Consider the following 16152-nt stretch of genomic DNA (forward strand, 5'->3'; position numbering starts at 1 on the left):
CGTCTTTCTCGTTCACTTCAGTATTCCTCAAGCCGGTTTTTACCACTTCATTGTGCGTATTTGAAATAGATCGTCCTTTTGGAAATTGAGCGAAGCTTATCCGCCCGATATAATGGCGCTCCCCTTCAGAGGAATGCCATGAAATCTATCACCTGCTTACATCCCAAATACCTGATTCCAGTAGAGCCGAAAGCAACTGTATTAGTTGCTTATTCCCTGATCATGCAGAGCGGGAAAATCATCGCCTTACTTCCCGAAGCAGAGGCTCGCCTGCGCTATCAGGATGCCACTCACATTGAGTTGAAAGAACATGCACTGACTCCCGGGTTTATCAATCTGCATGCTCATTCAGCAATGAGTCTGTTACGCGGGCTGGCTGATGATCTGGTTTTGATGGATTGGTTGAATCATCACATCTGGCCGGCTGAAAAAAAACATGTCTCCGACGAATTTGTGCTTGACGGAACATTGTATGCAATGGCAGAGATGATTCGTGGCGGAACAACCACTGTCAATGATATGTATTTCCACCATCAGGCCGTTGCGAAAGCGGGGCTGCAAGCAGGAATGCGCACAATCGTTGGCTGTAGCGTTCTGGAATTTCCGACAGGCTTTGCTCAAAATGCGGGTGAATATCTGATCAAAGCGATTGAAGCAAAAGCCGCTTTTGCGAATCAGGAGGGTATTGATTTCCGACTCGCCCCCCATGCGCCCTACACTGTTGCAGATGATACCTTCAGAAAAATTATTGAACTCTCAGAAAAATATGATATGGGCATTCACTGCCACATCCATGAAACAGCGGATGAAGTCAATGACAGCCTAAAACAACACGGTATGAGACCGCTGCAACGTCTGTATCAACTCGGCTTATTAAGTAATCGCCTGATTGCAGCGCATATGGTGCATGCTGACGATGATGACATTGTCCTGCTGTCAAAGACTGGCGTTCACATCGCACACAATCCGGCCAGCAATTTAAAACTGGCGTCAGGTTTCGCACGTATCCAGGCTATGCGGGTAGCAGGTATCAACGTTGGAATCGGCACTGATGGTGCTGCCAGCAATAACAAACTCGACTTGCTTGGTGATCTTCGCTTGGCAGCGTTGCTCGCCAAAGCGCAATCGAATGACCCGACCGCGCTGGATGCACACTCAGCACTAGAGATGGCAACCCTTTCCGGCGCCAAGGCACTGGGGATGGAAGACCGTATCGGCAGTCTGATTGCCGGAAAACAGGCCGATGTTATCGCCATTGATCTCTCGTCGATTGAGACCCAGCCTGTTTTCGACCCGGTCTCTCAGATTATTTATGCCGCGGGGCGGGAACAAGTCAGCCATGTCTGGGTCAACGGGCAATGCTTAATGGAAAATCGTCAATTAAAAACCCTGGCAGAGTCAGATTTACTCGCAAAAGCAAAATGGTGGCAGGCACGCATACTCGATGATTGACCAGTTATCCTGAAACAAGTTAATTAAGAAAATACGGACGTGAATTCTTCCGTGTTTTTGAGAAATGAGCCCCTGCATATTTCCACAGGAACCATTCCGCTTATCTTTTACTCCCGCTCATAATGAAACGTTTACCAATTTATCTCACTTTCTTATTCAGTAGCAGCATCAGCATTGCAGCAGAAAATCTGATGACAATTGCGGAGCAGAGTAACTTTCAAAAGACTGGCCGTTACGATGAAGTGGAAATCCTTTGTCGCAATTTTCAAAAAAATTATCCTAAACTTGTCCGCTGCCAGGAGTTCGGACGAACCCCGGAAGGACGTCCGATACTGGCGCTTATTGCGACAAAAACCAATGCTTTCACCCCGTATCTGGCGAAAGAAAAACATATTCCCGTTACCCTGATTCAAGGTGGAATACATGCGGGAGAAATTGACGGGAAAGATGCGGGATTTCTGGTCTTAAGAGAGATGCTTGACAATGCAGCAGCGAAAGACACATTAGATAAGCAGGTATTTATTTTTATTCCTGTGTTCAACGTCGATGGACACGAAAGATTTGGAAGATGGAATCGCCCCAACCAGCGCGGCCCGGAAGAGATGGGGTGGCGTACCACGGCACAAAACTACAATCTGAATCGCGATTACATTAAAGCCGACAGTGTCGAAATGCAGGCGATGCTACGCCTCATTAATCAATGGGATCCTCTGGTCAGTGTTGATCTGCATGTCACCGATGGTGCAAAATTTGAACACGATATATCAGTTCAGGTGGAACCGCTGCACGCCGGAGATGAAGGCTTAAAAGCGGCAGGTAAAAAATTACAGGAAAATGTGCTGGCCGATCTCAGTAAAACTGGCTCGCTGCCGCAACCGTTTTATATGTCGTTTGACAAGGAAGATGATCCAGCGTCTGGATTTGTTGACAGTGTGCCGCCTCCGCGCTTTTCACATGGATATTTTCAATTGAGAAATCGCTTTGGCATCCTGGTGGAAACGCACTCCTGGAAAAATTACGCTACCCGGGTCCGAATTACTAAAAACACGATCAGCTCCATCCTGGAGCAAGTCGCGCAATATGGTAATGAGTGGGAAAAAATAGCAACAGAGGCAGATTCACGCTCAATAAAGATGGCGGGGACAGCCATCCCCGTGACTTATAAGACAACGGATAAATCGCATCTGATCAACTTCCGGGGTTATGCCTACACCAGAAAACCGTCAGATATTTCCGGTGCTTTGATGACAAGATATGATGAAAGCAAGCCACAAATATGGCAGGTTAAACTGCGCGACGAAATTATTCCGGATACCTACATCTCCCTGCCGCAAGCGGGATATTTAATTCCAGCATCCTATGCCAGAATCGTTATTCAGAAATTACGGGTTCACGGAATACAATTCCAAACACTGACGACCGCAGTCAACAATCTGGCAATACAACGGTTTAGCACAACGAAAGCGACATTGTCGCCACAATCAACGGAGAGCCATCAAACCCTGCAGTTACAAGGAGAATGGACCGCTGATCAGGCTTCATTCGGTAAAGGTTCTTTATTCGTCCCTGCAGCTCAGCCCAAAGCAGCACTCGTCGCCGCATTATTTGAACCGCAGGCACCGGATGCGCTCGTCAGATGGGGATTCTTTAATAATGCATTCGAGAAAAAAGAATATATGGAAGCGTACGTCGCAGAAGATGTTGCACGTGAACAGCTGGCTGCCAATCCTGAACTCAGGGCCGTCTTTGAAAAAAAACTGAAAGACGATGCTGAGTTTGCGAAAAATCCTCAGGCGCGCTTAGAGTTCTTTGCCCGTCGTCACTCATCCTGGGATCAGCGCTATCAGCAATACCCGGTCGTGAAGACAAATACCTTTCCTAAATAAAGCGTGAAATGAATGAGGACTTACATTCCTCATTCATTGAAGCGGATCAGATTAATGGAAAAATAAATAGGCAACAAAAATCGCAGCAATGACACCTGCTAAATCGGCGATCAATCCCACCGAAATTGCATATCTGGTTTTACGGATACCGACAGAACCGAAATACAGCGCTACGATATAAAAGGTGGTATCGGCCGATCCCTGGAAAATGCAGGCCAGACGCCCTACAAAAGAATCTACGCCGTAGGTTTTCATCGCATCGACCATCATCGCCCGCGAACCACTTCCGCTCAAAGGTTTCATTAAGGCAGTAGGCAATGCAGACGTGAAATCCGTATTAACGCCTATCTGAGTAAAAAACCAGTTAAAACCGGAGACCACAAATCCTAAAACGCCGGAATTTCGCAACACTCCGATCGCCACTAACATCCCGACCAGATAAGGGATAATCGTCAACGACGTTTGCATCCCCCCTTTTGCGCCCTCAATAAATGCCTCGTATACATTCACTTTTTTACGCATAGCGCCAAGAATGAACGCCACAATGATGGAGAACAACAGCAAATTACTGCTGACCTTGGAGAAAACCTCAATTTCTGCGCGGCTCATGTGCTGACTCAGATACCAGACCATGCCGATAATAAAAGCACTGATGCCACCGAGCCAGGACATCACTACCCGGTTAAATAAATTGATTCGCTGACAAATAGCGACCGCGATCAGACCGACGACAGTTGCGACATAAGTCGCAATTAAACATGGAATAAAAATATCAGACGGATCTTTTGCTCCGAGTACCGCGCGCTGCGCCATGATCGCCAGAGGAATCAGAGTCAGACCCGAGGTATGCAAAACCAAAAACATGATTTGCGCGTCACTTGCCTCGTCTTTTTTTGGATTGAGTGTTTGCAGGCTCTCCATCGCTTTCAGACCAAACGGCGTCGCAGCATTATCGAGACCGAGCAAATTCGCCGAAAAATTCATCACCATGTGACCATTAGCCGGATGACTCTGCGGAACACCTGGAAAAATTCTGGCAAAAAAAGGTCCGATAATTTTCGCTAATAAATTGATGGCACCTGCTTTCTCACCAATATTCATGATCCCTAACCACAAGGTCATGACACCGGCCAAGGGTAAGGCGATTTCCATCACACCTATTTTCGCAGAGTCAAAAGTACCATCGATAATCCGTTTGAATACCTCAACATCGCCGAGAAAAATCCACTGCCCTAAAGCGGCGATAAAGCTGATCAGAAAAAAACCTATCCAAATGTAATTAAGTGCCATAGCGCCAAAAGTTGAGATTACAAGTGAAATCTTTTTAACATGAAAACAAATCAGCTACGAATGATTTTTTCAGATCCGGGTATAAGTAGCAGGTATAGCAGTAACAGTTTGTTGCAGTATTTTCCTGCGTATTTATTTTATTTTGTCAGCGAACGTGTATCGCCGTGCGTTTTCTGATCATCTTCGTTTCAGGGAAATGATATGTCTGCTCACTTCAGGATTAACGCCATTGCCGCCATTGTCGCCAGCTTGCTCATTGCGGGTATCAGTCAGGTTGCGGAAGCTCACGATCATGGATGGCGTCGCGGGCATTACGACAGATATGACCCAGAGCCAGTCCGGAATTACAACTATATTTACTACCCATCGCATCAGGTATATTTCTCACCACAATCACAAACATGGTACTGGTCAGATGGCCGCGGCTGGGAAGCGAATAACAGACTTCCTTACTTTATCAGTATTGACGCGCGTTTCGGCGGTATTCCCGTGGTTCTGAGCTCAGCACGTCCTTATGTATATCATCAGTATGTGGAACAACGCTATGGCCGCCCATGGCGTGAACACGAGAACTGGCGCTCAGATCGCGATGACCGACATGAATGGAAAGAACGTCACCGACATCACCACCGGGAAGACTGAGATCCGGCTCAGTTACCGGCAAGTCCGGCAGCGACATTGATAGAAAAACCAAGCACGGCGAGGTTGAAGAAAAAACTCAGCACGGATTGCGCTAACACCGTTTTACGGGCGCTATGAGAGGAGACTGAGACATCAGAAGTCTGAGCGGCGACAGCAATCGTGAATGAGAAATACAGAAAATCCCAATAATCCGGCATCTGCTCATTATCAGGAAAACGCAATGCCCGCTGTTGTTCCGGAGAATTGTAAAACAACAATGCGTAATGGAAGCAAAAAACTACGCCTAGCAAAGCCCAGGAACCAAGTACGGTAATTCCTGCGAACAGATATTTCAGCGCCCTCAGGTCTGGTGCCAGCGCCCGGGTACCCGTTAGTTCTATCACTATCGCGACCAGGCTGATCGTCGCTGAAAATGACAATAGCGCGAGTACTGCGACCGCACTGTTATCTTCCTGCATTGCTATCTCGCGGACATGATAGTTCTTTGCCCGGGTCATCAGCCACGCCATCAGGGCAAGATACGACCACACACCGCTATTCCAGCAAAATAGCGCACGCGTTGACAAGGCCCAGTCGTCGGGTAAAACCACCGATACGATGGCTGCGATCAGAAAAGTAGCCACCAGGCGCGGTCTGTGTAACAGAAGATTACTCACTCTTTCCAGCCTTTATCTTTATATTTATTTTTGAAGGTTTATCAATAGAAACTTTTCAGACGAGATGTAGTATAACCAGTGAGGTAAGTGATTGGTCTGAATGAGCACAAAAGGAACATTGCCATCCTGTTGCAAATGTCGGTTTTTTTTCAACCGAAGCGTCTAGCGCACCTGAATATCCGGCAATATATGTGATGCGTTGAGCACCTGAATCGGGAGCCTGTAACATGAGTAAACATAGTCATTACCTGACACTGAACAAGGTTACTGCCGGAATGATACTGGCAGATGATTTGCTTGATAAGGTGGGCCATATTCTGCTTCCCGCCGGGACAGCACTGAGCGAAAACATGCTGCGTTCCCTGACGGCACACGGTGTCAGTCAGTTATGCATAGAGGCAGATGCCACTCCGACTCCGGAAGAGCTTAAAGAACGTCAGATGAAGATTGAACGGATCCCGTTGTTGTTCCGTAAGTATCCCGCTGAACAGCCAGTCAGTTTGCTACAGCAATACATACAGCATTACCGCGAAGGAGGCGCATCATGAAAACAGATGCCGAGAAAAATGCGCTTTTGCTTGACGTCATCAAACGTATAAAAGACCTGCCAATACTGCCGGCGGTTGCACGTGAACTGGTCTCCGTTCTGGAGGATGAAAACAGTAGTCTCGATCTGATCAACGAAAAAATTGCAATGGACCATGCAATTACGGCCAAAGTATTGCGACTGGTGAATTCGTCGCATTTCGGCGTTAATTCCAGGGTAGTGACTATTCAGCAGGCAACAGCCTTACTCGGCGTTGAAAAGATTAAAAATCTGGTGCGTCTGACGATACTTTCCAACCGCAGCTCTGTCTCTTATTGCGAGGGATTTAATTTTCAAGCTTTCTGGCAGCACAGCGTCGCAACCGCGATTTGTGCTGAATTAATCTCCCGCGCACTCCATATGAAACATGATTTCGCATTTACTGCGGGACTTTTGCATGATGTCGGACGCTTGGTACTGGTCAGCTATTATCCGGACAAATACGCCGAAGTCATCAGATATCGCCAACTGAAAGACTGTTACCTGCTTGATGCGGAACGTGAAATCATGGGCATAGACCACGTCGATGCGGGCGTGGCACTGGCACAGCAATGGCTATTTGCAGAAGCAATTCAACATGCGATCAAGGGGCACCATCGTCCGGATATACCGGGCATACATCCGTTAGCGTCTGTCGTTCACGTTGCCGATGCTATGGTGCATGCACTCGATCTCGCAGATGAAAAAAATGACATTGTCCCCTTGCTGTCGCCCCATGCTTGGGATACGCTTGCCCTTAGCGAAACAGAGTGCCTCAGCATATTCCGCGAGACCGAAATGCGGGTAGAGGCGCTGAATCAGATTTTAATTTGAACACGATAACCGACTCATGTATCTGGATAAAACGATTTTGGAACAACTGATGTATTTTAAGGATGCGAAATACCGGATTGAAGATATCCATTTATTTCGCGACATTACAGATGATCATCTTAAGCTCATCCGCAACATCATTAAAGATTGCCCAGTCGTCAAAGCAAGAGCCGGACAAGTTGTGCTGGATGCAAACAGTTCTGGTTCCCGCCTGTTTATTGTGCTCAATGGCGCTCTAGGCATCACCAAGCTCAATGAAGACAACAATCATATAGAAAATTCCATCACACAGTACCTGCCTGGCGAATGTGTCGGAGAAATATCGGTGCTGGATGAAGAAATTCACTCCGCGACAATTTCCGCATTATCAGACAGCGACCTGCTTGTGATTGAAGCAGATACCTTATGGCAACTGATCGATCAGTCTAACGGTGTGGCACGTAATCTGTTGCAACTGTTATCGTTTAGAATACGCACAGCTAATGCACAGATCCGCAGCAGACAAAAGGTCGGCGAATTTTACCGGCAGTTATCGATGGTCGATGGATTGACCGGGCTGCATAACAGAGCATGGCTCAATGCACAATTGCCGCCGATGATAGAACACGCTCACATCAGCGGTAATCCACTCAGTATCATTCTGGTCGATCTGGATCACTTTAAGCGCTTCAACGATGAACATGGTCACTTGGTGGGCGATGATGCATTACAGACGGCAGCCAAGGTATTAAATGCGGGATTAAGACCGACCGATTTTGCGGCGCGCTATGGTGGAGAAGAAATGATGGTCATCTTGCCGGGCACGACTCAAAAAGCAGCAATAGGGGTCGCACAGCGTTTGTGCTCGCGCTTAAGCAAAACAAAAGTATTCCCTGATCCCGCAAAGCCGTTGCCCCATATTACAGGCTCTTTTGGCGTCGCAACCCTTGAGGCCGACCAAGATTTCCTGCAATTGATTTCAGTTGCAGATGCCGCTTTGTATCGCGCCAAGGATGCAGGTCGGAATCAAGTCGCCGTCTGACTTTTTTACAGATGAAAAAAAAGGGTTCGATGTTCGAACCCTTTTTATTTAAACCACTGACGTCATCAGAAGCTGTAACCAACACCAAGAGTGACGACAACTGGTCTGAAATCAATCGTCGTTTTACGCTCAATGCTACCTGTTACCGCCGTCAAATCAGTCTTTACTTTTGCAGTAACGATCGCGCCAGTAACAGACCAGCGGTCATCATATTGATATCTGATACCGATCTGACCGGCAAGACCAAATGATTCTTTCAGTTTGAGTTTTGTCGGACCACCGGTAGCAATATCATTTGACGCAGTGGTAGTAGCATCAAAAAACTGCGTGTAGTTCAGACCAAGCCCTACGAATGGACGGAATTTTTCAGACGGAGCACCGAAGTTATAGTTCACAAACAGGGTTGGCGCCCGTTGTTTCACCTTTGCAATAACGCCGTAGCGCGCCATCGTTCCACGACCATAGACATTATGCTCAGGAGGCAGACCGGCAGTAAAATCAAGATCAAAATTATCGGTCAGCTTACGTGTAAAACCAAACATCAGGGTCTTACTGTCACCAACCGTTAAACCTGCTGGTTGCGGTGTCAGATAAGCCGGTCCGTTACTTGTGAAATCCGGTGAATCAGAATGAATCCAGAGCCCGATAAGACCAGCTTTCACCGTATTGTCATAAGCAAAAGCAGAAGTAGCAGACAGCGTCAGCGCTAATGCAGCAATCAATTTAGTTTTTTTCATGGTCAGTCTCCCTGTTATTTAGCCAGAACTTGTTGGAAGAAACCACGCGCTGCAGCGTTACAGAACGGTGGAACCAGAGTACCGTGGTAGGCACTTGCAACAGCAGTAGCCGGATCTTGTTTAGCCGCAATCGCTGCAGAAATAACACCTGCCTTAGACTGAGCAAAACCAACTTTCGCAGCAACAAAAGGATCGGCTGCGCTCGTTGGATTGGTATCCACGTCAAGCGTTGTCAGATATGCACTCGGGAAACCCTTCGCGAGGAAAAACCCTGCCGTTGCCTGTGTGCTTGCGAAAAACACGGTAGGATCGCTGCCACCACCACAGAGCATGACCGGCACGTTTGGAACATAGTTACGCAAATCGTTTTTGACGCCGGCTTTGCGGAATCCATTTGCTGGAGAGCAGTTCAGCGGATCAGCAGGATTGGTGCCGCACGGATTTTTCTGAGCATCAGCGAGGTAAGCGTTACGATAGCTCGTTTTGATCAGATTGCCGTCACCGAAAAAGCCGCCGAATGCAGGCGTTGAAGGACCAGGCAGGGAATCTTTCGCAAACAAGGCTAAGGAAGGCAATTTACCCGTGGTGAACAAATCCGTCATCGTCAATGAACCAGGAATTAAGGTTTCAATTCCAGTTGCGTATTTGTCTTCATAAATTTCATTAGCAGACGCATAAACGTTGCCGTAAGACTTCTGCCATGCCGTTGTTAACATTGGCAAAAATACGGTTCCGCCTGCATTCGGGCTGCCCGCAAAAACTGCATCACCCAACAAAGCGAGTGCATATGGACCAGACATACCTGCTAAAGCAGTAACCTTAAACTCGGATGCATATTTCTGCTGCATGGCACGTTGCGTCGCCATCGCTACATAACCGCCCTGTGAGTAACCAGCGATCACCAGCTTACCTGAATCCTGCGCATTGATACGTGGGAACGCAGTACGTGCAGCACGCAGAGAATCAACCATATCATCCGCTTGTTGATCTGCATTCAGATAAGGATGATAAGGCAGAGAGGAAACATCGTAACCGGCAAAGTTAGATGCTACAACGATAAAGCCCTGAGCAGCGTACATTGCAGCAACCAGAGAAGCTTCGGAGTTGTCTCTCAGGTTTGCCATGTTAAAAGACTTCTCAACCGTTGTACCGTGAGCATATAACAATACAGGGCGAGGACCTGTACATGCCGGGTCACTGCCTGATGGCACCAGGATCGCACCTGTTGCATCAGTTGGCTCGTTTGCGCCGCCAACAGTTGCATACTTCATGTAGTACGTGGAGATTTCACACTTCGGAACGCCCGTCACCTGTGTCAGACCGGGTTTTTTGGCTTCCAGCATGGCTTTAAAAACTACCGGGTCCAGTTTTGTTACAGCTGGTCCATTTTCTTGCGGAATAGGAACAAGAATCGGTGGATTCGCATATAAAGTTCCGCGAGCAACGGAGGTGTTGATAGCAGGGCCTTCGCTGCCACTGCCACCGCAAGCCGATAAAATGGCTGCGGACAACAGGCTGAGCGCAATGTGATAATGACGCATGAGTGTCTCTCTCCTATAAGAATTTGTGTATAAGTTACTAAAAACGCCGATGTTAAGATAAAGGAACGAGCGTTCTAAAAACTTAGACGCGTAGTATGTCATCTGTGCTGATGTATTAATAGCTACATTGATAAATCTAGAGGAAACATTCTTAAAATATTTCCACCTTAAAACCGGTAACAGATGTAGTTGAAATGACAGTATAAATTCATAATGACCTTCAGCCAGGGAAAATGATCATTCCTCGTCACAAAAGCTGACAATAGCCGAAAATATTTCCAGCTGAAACCAACGGTTCAAACTGGCCTGAATTGGAAATTCCTGCTCTTGCCGAAGAGCATAGTCCAATGCATTTTCAAGGCACTCACCGAGAAACAACTTACTTAACACCATCCACTCCGTCTTTTGCAAGCGGATCGCTTTTGGCTTCCAGTCAGGCCTGACAATCAGACCGTAGTTTTGCATGTCTGTCTGCGATGGAAAAATAACCGGACCTGGCTGCTGATGCGCCAGCCAGATATCAAGTCCACATCTGGAAGAGGCATACAGACTCACGGCCGGATGCTTCTGCAATATCACTGACGATAAATCCAGGCTGCGTGACGCTGCAGACGTAATCAATTCAGACAAGCGCAAAACGGGGACATTCGCTGCATAATACGAACAATGCAGTTGCCACTCCAGCCTTGCAACATCAACAAAATACGGATAATCGCTGCAACTCTCCGAGATATCCAGATAGGACGGCAGCTCCGCGCCAAACTGATTCAGATCGCCTGATCCGGAAGGATATGTTTCACCATACTCGCGAGCCATCTGCCGGAAAAAATCGTCACCAACGAGTTTGTGTAACACTGGATAAGCGTTTTTCAGAGCTGCATACCAAATTGCATTCAAGTTACCACGGTAGTACGACAAGCGGCTTTGGGATAAAGCTGACAAGGGTAATTCGTCGCTGACTGTGCTTGTTTGTCGCAACAGAACCGATGTAAATTGCTCCTGCAAGCTCGCGAGGTCAGGTGGTTTCATACTTGTCATTAGTCTGAAATAACCTGGTTGACTCCGACTGAATCAGCATTGCTTTTTCAGCTTCACCGACCAGAACAGACAAAGCAGGGACGTCGGTATCCCACTCGATCAGTACCGGAATATCCGCACCCAACATCTCGCAAGCCTTCTCATATAATTGCCACACTGGCTCTGCAACGCAACAGCCATGATGATCTATCAGGCAGTCATCAGCCTGCAAATGTCCTGCCAGATGTATCTCACCCACAGAGCCGGATGGCAATGAGGCAAAGCATTCGAGAGCAGACATCGCGCTCTCGTGGTGATTCATCTGATTCACATACAGGTTATTTATATCGAGCAAAATACCACATCCCGTAGCCCGGACCAGCTGGCACAAAAACTCCGCCTCGCTCATCGCATCATGCTGAAAGCGTACATAAGCAGAAACGTTTTCAATCAACACCCGGCGCTGCAACTGATTTTGTAAATGATCGACACGATCAGAAAACAGATGCAGCGATTCCGAGGTCAAAGGCATAGGTAACAGTTCATTCAGGCTTCTTCCTGCCGTCGCCCCCCAGCACAGATGCTCGGACACCAGGCAGGGCTGAATATCGTCGATCAGGCGTCTGAGTTTTGCAATATGCTCCTGCTGAAATCCATGTACCGAGCCAAGTCCAAGACCGACACCATGCAAGCTGACAGGATATGTCTCACGCAATTGCTGTAAAACATGGCGATCATAACCGCCATCCCCAAAGTAATTTTCCGCATGCACCTCCAGCCATTGGACCTTGACCGGTGCTGCCAGAAATTCCTGATAGTGCTGCGTTCGCAGACCGATACCGGCGCCAACCGGAGGATGAACATCTGGTGCTGAAAAATTTCCCGACATATCTGCAACAGCGCTAACGAAGTTAACCGGATGCCTGATTAAGAGTTTTTAGGGGCATCAGTTTTACCCCCCATTTTTTCGCAGGTGCCTGCGGGTACTTTTTTCCATTCATCCGGATCATTATCTTTCTTCGCCTGGCCAGCGCAGGAATGTGTACCTGATTTCGACGAACAATCGTTCTGACCTGCTTTAGCAATGCCGTAACATTTTTCAGTCTTCGCAGGTTCCGCCGCAGTCACACCGGAAGTACCGATTAAACCGGCAAGAGCTGCTGTAATTATTGCTTTATTATTCATTCTGATGTCCTGAAAAGTAAGTACGCTCTGAATTAAGGAGGATGCTGCCATTAATCCGGCAACTGAAGCTTTTTGCCTGACTGAAAATAATAAAAAATTCTCATATTTGAATCAAATTTCAGTGCAGGTCGTCAACTCTGGCAATAGTAAAATCAAATCATGATCACGACAATGTTTGACACTGTCCGCATTTTATATCTGACGGACGTGTACAATTCCTGAAGTTGTGCGCAATACCTCAGCTGTGCGTGGCAAATACTACCGGATCAGGCGCATTTCCGGCTACGCATCAAATTAGTGTATGCTGCGCCCTTTTTTTGAATGCCTCACCGGAGATCCTATGCAAAAACTGAGTTTCAGCCTGAATGGCGAATTTGTGGAATTAAATCAGTTACTGAAATTAGTCGGCATCTGCGAAAGCGGCGGCGCTGGTAAAGTCATCGTTGCCAGCGGTGATGTCAGCGTTGACGGGCAACAGGAATTGCGGAAAACAGCCAAGATCCGCGCAGGTCAGGTTGTCCGTCTTGGTGACGTGGAAATACGTGTCCTTGCCGACTGAGACTGATCAGACTGAGACTTTTTCCTGAACATCGCCGGGCACAGAATTTGCCGCCAGACTCATCATAAAGCGCGCAAGCATATTATCCATCGTGTCAACATGATGCTCGAACCAGTGCGGCAGCTCCTCAGCAAGACGCATCGCCAGCTCCTGATCACCCTCTTCCTCCACGCGGCGGCGAACCTCGCGCATCACTTCCAGTACCGCTTCATGCTCCTGCCGGTGACAGCCGGCGGGTGGAAATGCCGTTTCTTCCATCCAGCGATTTTCCTGCTCAAAATGATCAACTGAATGAGCAATCAGTGCGTCAAGGCGCCGAATAAATGTATCAGGATTATTTTCAGACAAGGCAGCACATAACTCAACGAATTCATGATGAATCTCATCCATCGGTGCATAACTTAAATTCAGCCGGTCTGACCAACCCCAGGTATTTTGTGTCATGTTTTTTCCATTGCAGTGAAGTTGCAAGATTATGGCTGATCAGCTCAAAGCTTGCTTGCGAAAGATCATCTTACAAATGAAAACAGCGCACTTAAAAGTGCGCTGTTTCGAGAAAAGTATTAACTGAGCAAGTTACTAACGGGCGATACGTCAGATACGATAACTTAAGCAGTGGTATTAATATTCTGACCAAGATACGGCGGAAGATTCTGCACCTTATTTGGATTTGGAATCGCCTGAATTAACGCAGTTGCGTTTTCAGTCTGGAGATCCATTGCTTTTTTTAATACAGCAATATTCACTGCCTGGCTGGTACCAACATCTGCGAGTGTCGTTGCAACATTTGCTATACCTGTAACGTCCATGACAATTCTCCTTATCAAACATTTTCTTTAACGGCTGAAGACAAGGTTTACTTTAATTTTTATTTTCAAAATCTTGAAAATTTTTTCTGACGAAGTTCTGTCAGCATCCATTGAAGTATCTCCGTCGTATTATTTAAGTCCAGCCAGACCAGACCGGGGCGGATATTCTCCGGTGCAGCCGCATCGGAAGCCACAGCGATAATATGCGGATCATCAGGAAAAATCGCCGGCTTACCGAGCGCGGGGCGATACACCTCGATTTTTGGAATGGGTTCCCATTTATAGCCTTCGACAAAGATCAGATCAGATCCCGACAATCTTGGCAGAATATCCATCAGCGCTGGCTCATCCTCTGCACGCAGTTCACGCGTAATCACATAGCGGTATGGCGACACTAACAAAACCTCAGCTGCACCGGCAGACCTGAAGCGCGCACTGTCTTTTTGTGGCGGCTCAATAATGATGTCATGGTGACTATGCTTGACGACGTTCACCCGATGACCAAGAGCAGACAATTCTCGCACCAGAAATTCCAGCAGCGTCGTCTTTCCACTGCCTGACCAACCAACCACACCCATGATGTTCTGTGACATTTACCGCGCCCCGAAATAATCCTGTCGCCAGTATAAACATATCTGTAACAAACAAAACGTCATCGCTGATCCGCCTCAGTACGATAACGAACCGGGTATGTAGTCATACAGTAACAATTCGGTGGCAAACTTCGGTGCACCGCAACAATAGACAAAAATCAATATGAGAACTTTCTCAGGAAAACTTGCCATCTTCGTTCTTTTTATCTGCAATCTGTTCATCTCTGTGACTTATGCTCAGGATAATCAGATTATTATCGGGCAGGCTATTGATTTATCGGGCCCGAACGGCAGTATCGGCCGCGACTATGTTGCTGGTATCACCACCTATTTCGACAGTATTAATAGCAGCGGTGGCATCAACGGACGCAAAGTCAAATATCTCGCCAGAGATGATCAGGGTGTCCCGGCGCAATCGGTCAAAGCAGTCGCTGAATTATTAGAAAAAGATAAAGCAGAATACTTGCTGGGCGGCATAGGTGCGCCTGTGACGGATGCTGTCGTCAGCTCGCCTAAATTTGCACAAAGCGGACAAACTCTGTTTGCACCACTGATCGGTGCGGTTAAAAGTTATGGTAACCGCGTCCTGTTCTGGCGCCCGAGTCCTGAGCAGGAAATGCAGTATATCTTCTCGTACTTTGACAAACTCGGCATCAAAAGTGTCGGTATTGCGGTGCAGGAAAACAGTGTCAATCAGGATATGTTCCAGTACGTGAGCAACGAAGTTAAAAAACGCAAGATGCAGTTGAGCGGTATTGTGCATATCAATAATTCTCCTGCCGATATTGAACGTGAATCGGTCGCCTTATCGAAAGCGAATCCGAATATCGTCATCGTCGTGGCAGATACCCTGAGTACCGGTCTGTTTTTAAAAGAGTTCCGTAAGCATGCGCCAAGAACATTCGTGGCCGGCATGTCGCTGACGAATCTCGATACGCTGGCGGAGGTTGCCGGTGCCAAATCGCTGGAATGGACAGTGTTTTCTCAGGTAATCCCGAATCCTCAGGGAAAGAAATCCATCGTGCAGCTTGAGCACAGCAATATGATGAAAAAATTCCGTGACGAAGATTTGTCGTCGCTGACATTTGAAGGCTTTGTCGTTGCCAAAACACTGGCAAAAGCGATTCAGTTATCCAAACCAGGCAAAGACGGCCTGCAAACAATCGCTAATCAGAAGTCAAGCATAGACCTCGGCGGCATCATTCTGACCCCGCATGATGGCAGCTACCGGATGTCCAGCTATGTTGATATCGCCCTGTTCCGCAAAGGCGGTGGTCTGATGTTCTGATCTTCGTGTTGTTACAAATACGACACTTACGCCTTTCAGGCTGCCAGTGTATAAAAAAAACCTCTCACATCGAGAGG

18 protein-coding genes are annotated in these 16152 nt (G+C 47.4%); 8 read left to right on the top strand and 10 right to left on the bottom strand.

Features of this window, described 5'->3' with window-relative positions:
* Nucleotides 1-138 precede the first annotated feature (138 nt).
* Together ACPAOP_RS10165 and ACPAOP_RS10170 are read left to right on the top strand one after the other, a co-directional pair.
* The gene (locus ACPAOP_RS10165) at nucleotides 139-1452 is read left to right on the top strand and encodes a TRZ/ATZ family hydrolase (RefSeq protein WP_423707879.1); all 1314 of its coding nucleotides are present in this window, start codon (nucleotides 139-141) and stop codon (nucleotides 1450-1452) included.
* A gap of 122 nt (nucleotides 1453-1574) precedes the next feature.
* Nucleotides 1575-3338: a M14 family metallopeptidase gene (locus tag ACPAOP_RS10170; RefSeq protein ID WP_423707881.1), complete on the top strand. Its 1764-nt coding sequence runs from the start codon at nucleotides 1575-1577 to the stop codon at nucleotides 3336-3338.
* A 51-nt stretch (nucleotides 3339-3389) separates the two neighbouring features.
* Here the strand turns inward: ACPAOP_RS10170 and ACPAOP_RS10175 are convergent, their stop codons facing one another.
* A complete protein-coding gene (locus tag ACPAOP_RS10175; RefSeq protein ID WP_423678790.1) occupies nucleotides 3390-4628 on the bottom strand; it encodes a nucleoside recognition domain-containing protein in 1239 nt (412 codons plus the stop codon).
* Between the two features lie 201 nt (nucleotides 4629-4829).
* Between ACPAOP_RS10175 and ACPAOP_RS10180 the strand changes: the two genes are divergently transcribed.
* The gene (locus ACPAOP_RS10180) at nucleotides 4830-5270 is read left to right on the top strand and encodes a hypothetical protein (protein ID WP_423707883.1); all 441 of its coding nucleotides are present in this window, start codon (nucleotides 4830-4832) and stop codon (nucleotides 5268-5270) included.
* A gap of 8 nt (nucleotides 5271-5278) precedes the next feature.
* On the opposite strand, the gene ACPAOP_RS10185 is transcribed toward ACPAOP_RS10180, so the two are convergent.
* Nucleotides 5279-5926 (bottom strand): DUF1345 domain-containing protein, encoded by a 648-nt coding sequence (locus ACPAOP_RS10185; RefSeq protein ID WP_423707885.1) that lies wholly within the window; start codon nucleotides 5924-5926, stop codon nucleotides 5279-5281.
* Nucleotides 5927-6153: 227 nt separating this feature from the next.
* On the opposite strand from ACPAOP_RS10185, the gene ACPAOP_RS10190 reads away from it, so the two are divergent.
* From ACPAOP_RS10190 to ACPAOP_RS10200, 3 genes are read left to right on the top strand one after another with little or no spacing between them, the layout of a single operon-like run.
* On the top strand, nucleotides 6154-6474 hold the full coding sequence (locus tag ACPAOP_RS10190) for a hypothetical protein (RefSeq protein WP_423707887.1): 321 nt from the start codon (nucleotides 6154-6156) through the stop codon (nucleotides 6472-6474).
* The gene (locus ACPAOP_RS10195; protein ID WP_423678786.1) at nucleotides 6471-7325 is read left to right on the top strand and encodes an HDOD domain-containing protein; all 855 of its coding nucleotides are present in this window, start codon (nucleotides 6471-6473) and stop codon (nucleotides 7323-7325) included. The genes ACPAOP_RS10190 and ACPAOP_RS10195 overlap by 4 nt, the downstream gene beginning before the upstream one ends.
* 16 nt (nucleotides 7326-7341) lie before the next feature.
* Nucleotides 7342-8346 carry a diguanylate cyclase gene (locus ACPAOP_RS10200; RefSeq protein WP_423678785.1) on the top strand — a complete coding sequence of 335 codons (1005 nt, stop codon included), beginning with the start codon at nucleotides 7342-7344 and terminating at the stop codon, nucleotides 8344-8346.
* A gap of 65 nt (nucleotides 8347-8411) precedes the next feature.
* On the opposite strand, the gene ACPAOP_RS10205 is transcribed toward ACPAOP_RS10200, so the two are convergent.
* The 5 genes from ACPAOP_RS10205 to ACPAOP_RS10225 all read right to left on the bottom strand — a co-directional run bounded on the left by ACPAOP_RS10205 (nucleotide 8412) and on the right by ACPAOP_RS10225 (nucleotide 12826).
* Entirely contained in the window at nucleotides 8412-9083 is a 672-nt protein-coding gene (locus ACPAOP_RS10205) for an OmpW/AlkL family protein (RefSeq protein ID WP_423678784.1), read from the bottom strand.
* Between the two features lie 14 nt (nucleotides 9084-9097).
* Nucleotides 9098-10624 carry an alpha/beta hydrolase family protein gene (locus ACPAOP_RS10210; RefSeq protein WP_423707889.1) on the bottom strand — a complete coding sequence of 509 codons (1527 nt, stop codon included), beginning with the start codon at nucleotides 10622-10624 and terminating at the stop codon, nucleotides 9098-9100.
* Nucleotides 10625-10861: 237 nt separating this feature from the next.
* Nucleotides 10862-11653 carry a putative DNA-binding domain-containing protein gene (locus tag ACPAOP_RS10215; protein WP_423678782.1) on the bottom strand — a complete coding sequence of 264 codons (792 nt, stop codon included), beginning with the start codon at nucleotides 11651-11653 and terminating at the stop codon, nucleotides 10862-10864.
* Nucleotides 11640-12530: a DUF692 domain-containing protein gene (locus tag ACPAOP_RS10220; protein WP_423678781.1), complete on the bottom strand. Its 891-nt coding sequence runs from the start codon at nucleotides 12528-12530 to the stop codon at nucleotides 11640-11642. The genes ACPAOP_RS10215 and ACPAOP_RS10220 overlap by 14 nt, the downstream gene beginning before the upstream one ends.
* 38 nt (nucleotides 12531-12568) lie before the next feature.
* Nucleotides 12569-12826, bottom strand: a complete 258-nt coding sequence (locus tag ACPAOP_RS10225; RefSeq protein WP_423678780.1) for a DUF2282 domain-containing protein — start codon at nucleotides 12824-12826, stop codon at nucleotides 12569-12571.
* Nucleotides 12827-13166: 340 nt separating this feature from the next.
* Here ACPAOP_RS10225 and ACPAOP_RS10230 point away from each other — a divergent pair, with 340 nt between their 5' ends.
* Nucleotides 13167-13385 (top strand): RNA-binding S4 domain-containing protein, encoded by a 219-nt coding sequence (locus ACPAOP_RS10230; RefSeq protein ID WP_190480015.1) that lies wholly within the window; start codon nucleotides 13167-13169, stop codon nucleotides 13383-13385.
* A gap of 6 nt (nucleotides 13386-13391) precedes the next feature.
* Here the strand turns inward: ACPAOP_RS10230 and ACPAOP_RS10235 are convergent, their stop codons facing one another.
* The 3 genes from ACPAOP_RS10235 to mobB all read right to left on the bottom strand — a co-directional run bounded on the left by ACPAOP_RS10235 (nucleotide 13392) and on the right by mobB (nucleotide 14787).
* The gene (locus ACPAOP_RS10235; protein WP_423678779.1) at nucleotides 13392-13829 is read right to left on the bottom strand and encodes a hemerythrin domain-containing protein; all 438 of its coding nucleotides are present in this window, start codon (nucleotides 13827-13829) and stop codon (nucleotides 13392-13394) included.
* Between the two features lie 164 nt (nucleotides 13830-13993).
* Complete coding sequence (locus ACPAOP_RS10240) at nucleotides 13994-14194, bottom strand: YjfB family protein (protein ID WP_423678778.1); 201 nt, start codon at nucleotides 14192-14194, stop codon at nucleotides 13994-13996.
* 65 nt (nucleotides 14195-14259) lie between these two features.
* Nucleotides 14260-14787, bottom strand: coding sequence for a molybdopterin-guanine dinucleotide biosynthesis protein B (gene mobB, locus ACPAOP_RS10245; RefSeq protein WP_423678777.1), 528 nt, complete (start codon nucleotides 14785-14787; stop codon nucleotides 14260-14262).
* Between the two features lie 163 nt (nucleotides 14788-14950).
* Here mobB and ACPAOP_RS10250 point away from each other — a divergent pair, with 163 nt between their 5' ends.
* The gene (locus ACPAOP_RS10250; protein ID WP_423678776.1) at nucleotides 14951-16075 is read left to right on the top strand and encodes an ABC transporter substrate-binding protein; all 1125 of its coding nucleotides are present in this window, start codon (nucleotides 14951-14953) and stop codon (nucleotides 16073-16075) included.
* The last annotated feature ends 77 nt before the right edge of the window (nucleotides 16076-16152 follow it).

Source organism: Undibacterium sp. WLX3042 (assembly GCF_049544825.1).
Lineage (GTDB): Bacteria > Pseudomonadota > Gammaproteobacteria > Burkholderiales > Burkholderiaceae_D > Undibacterium.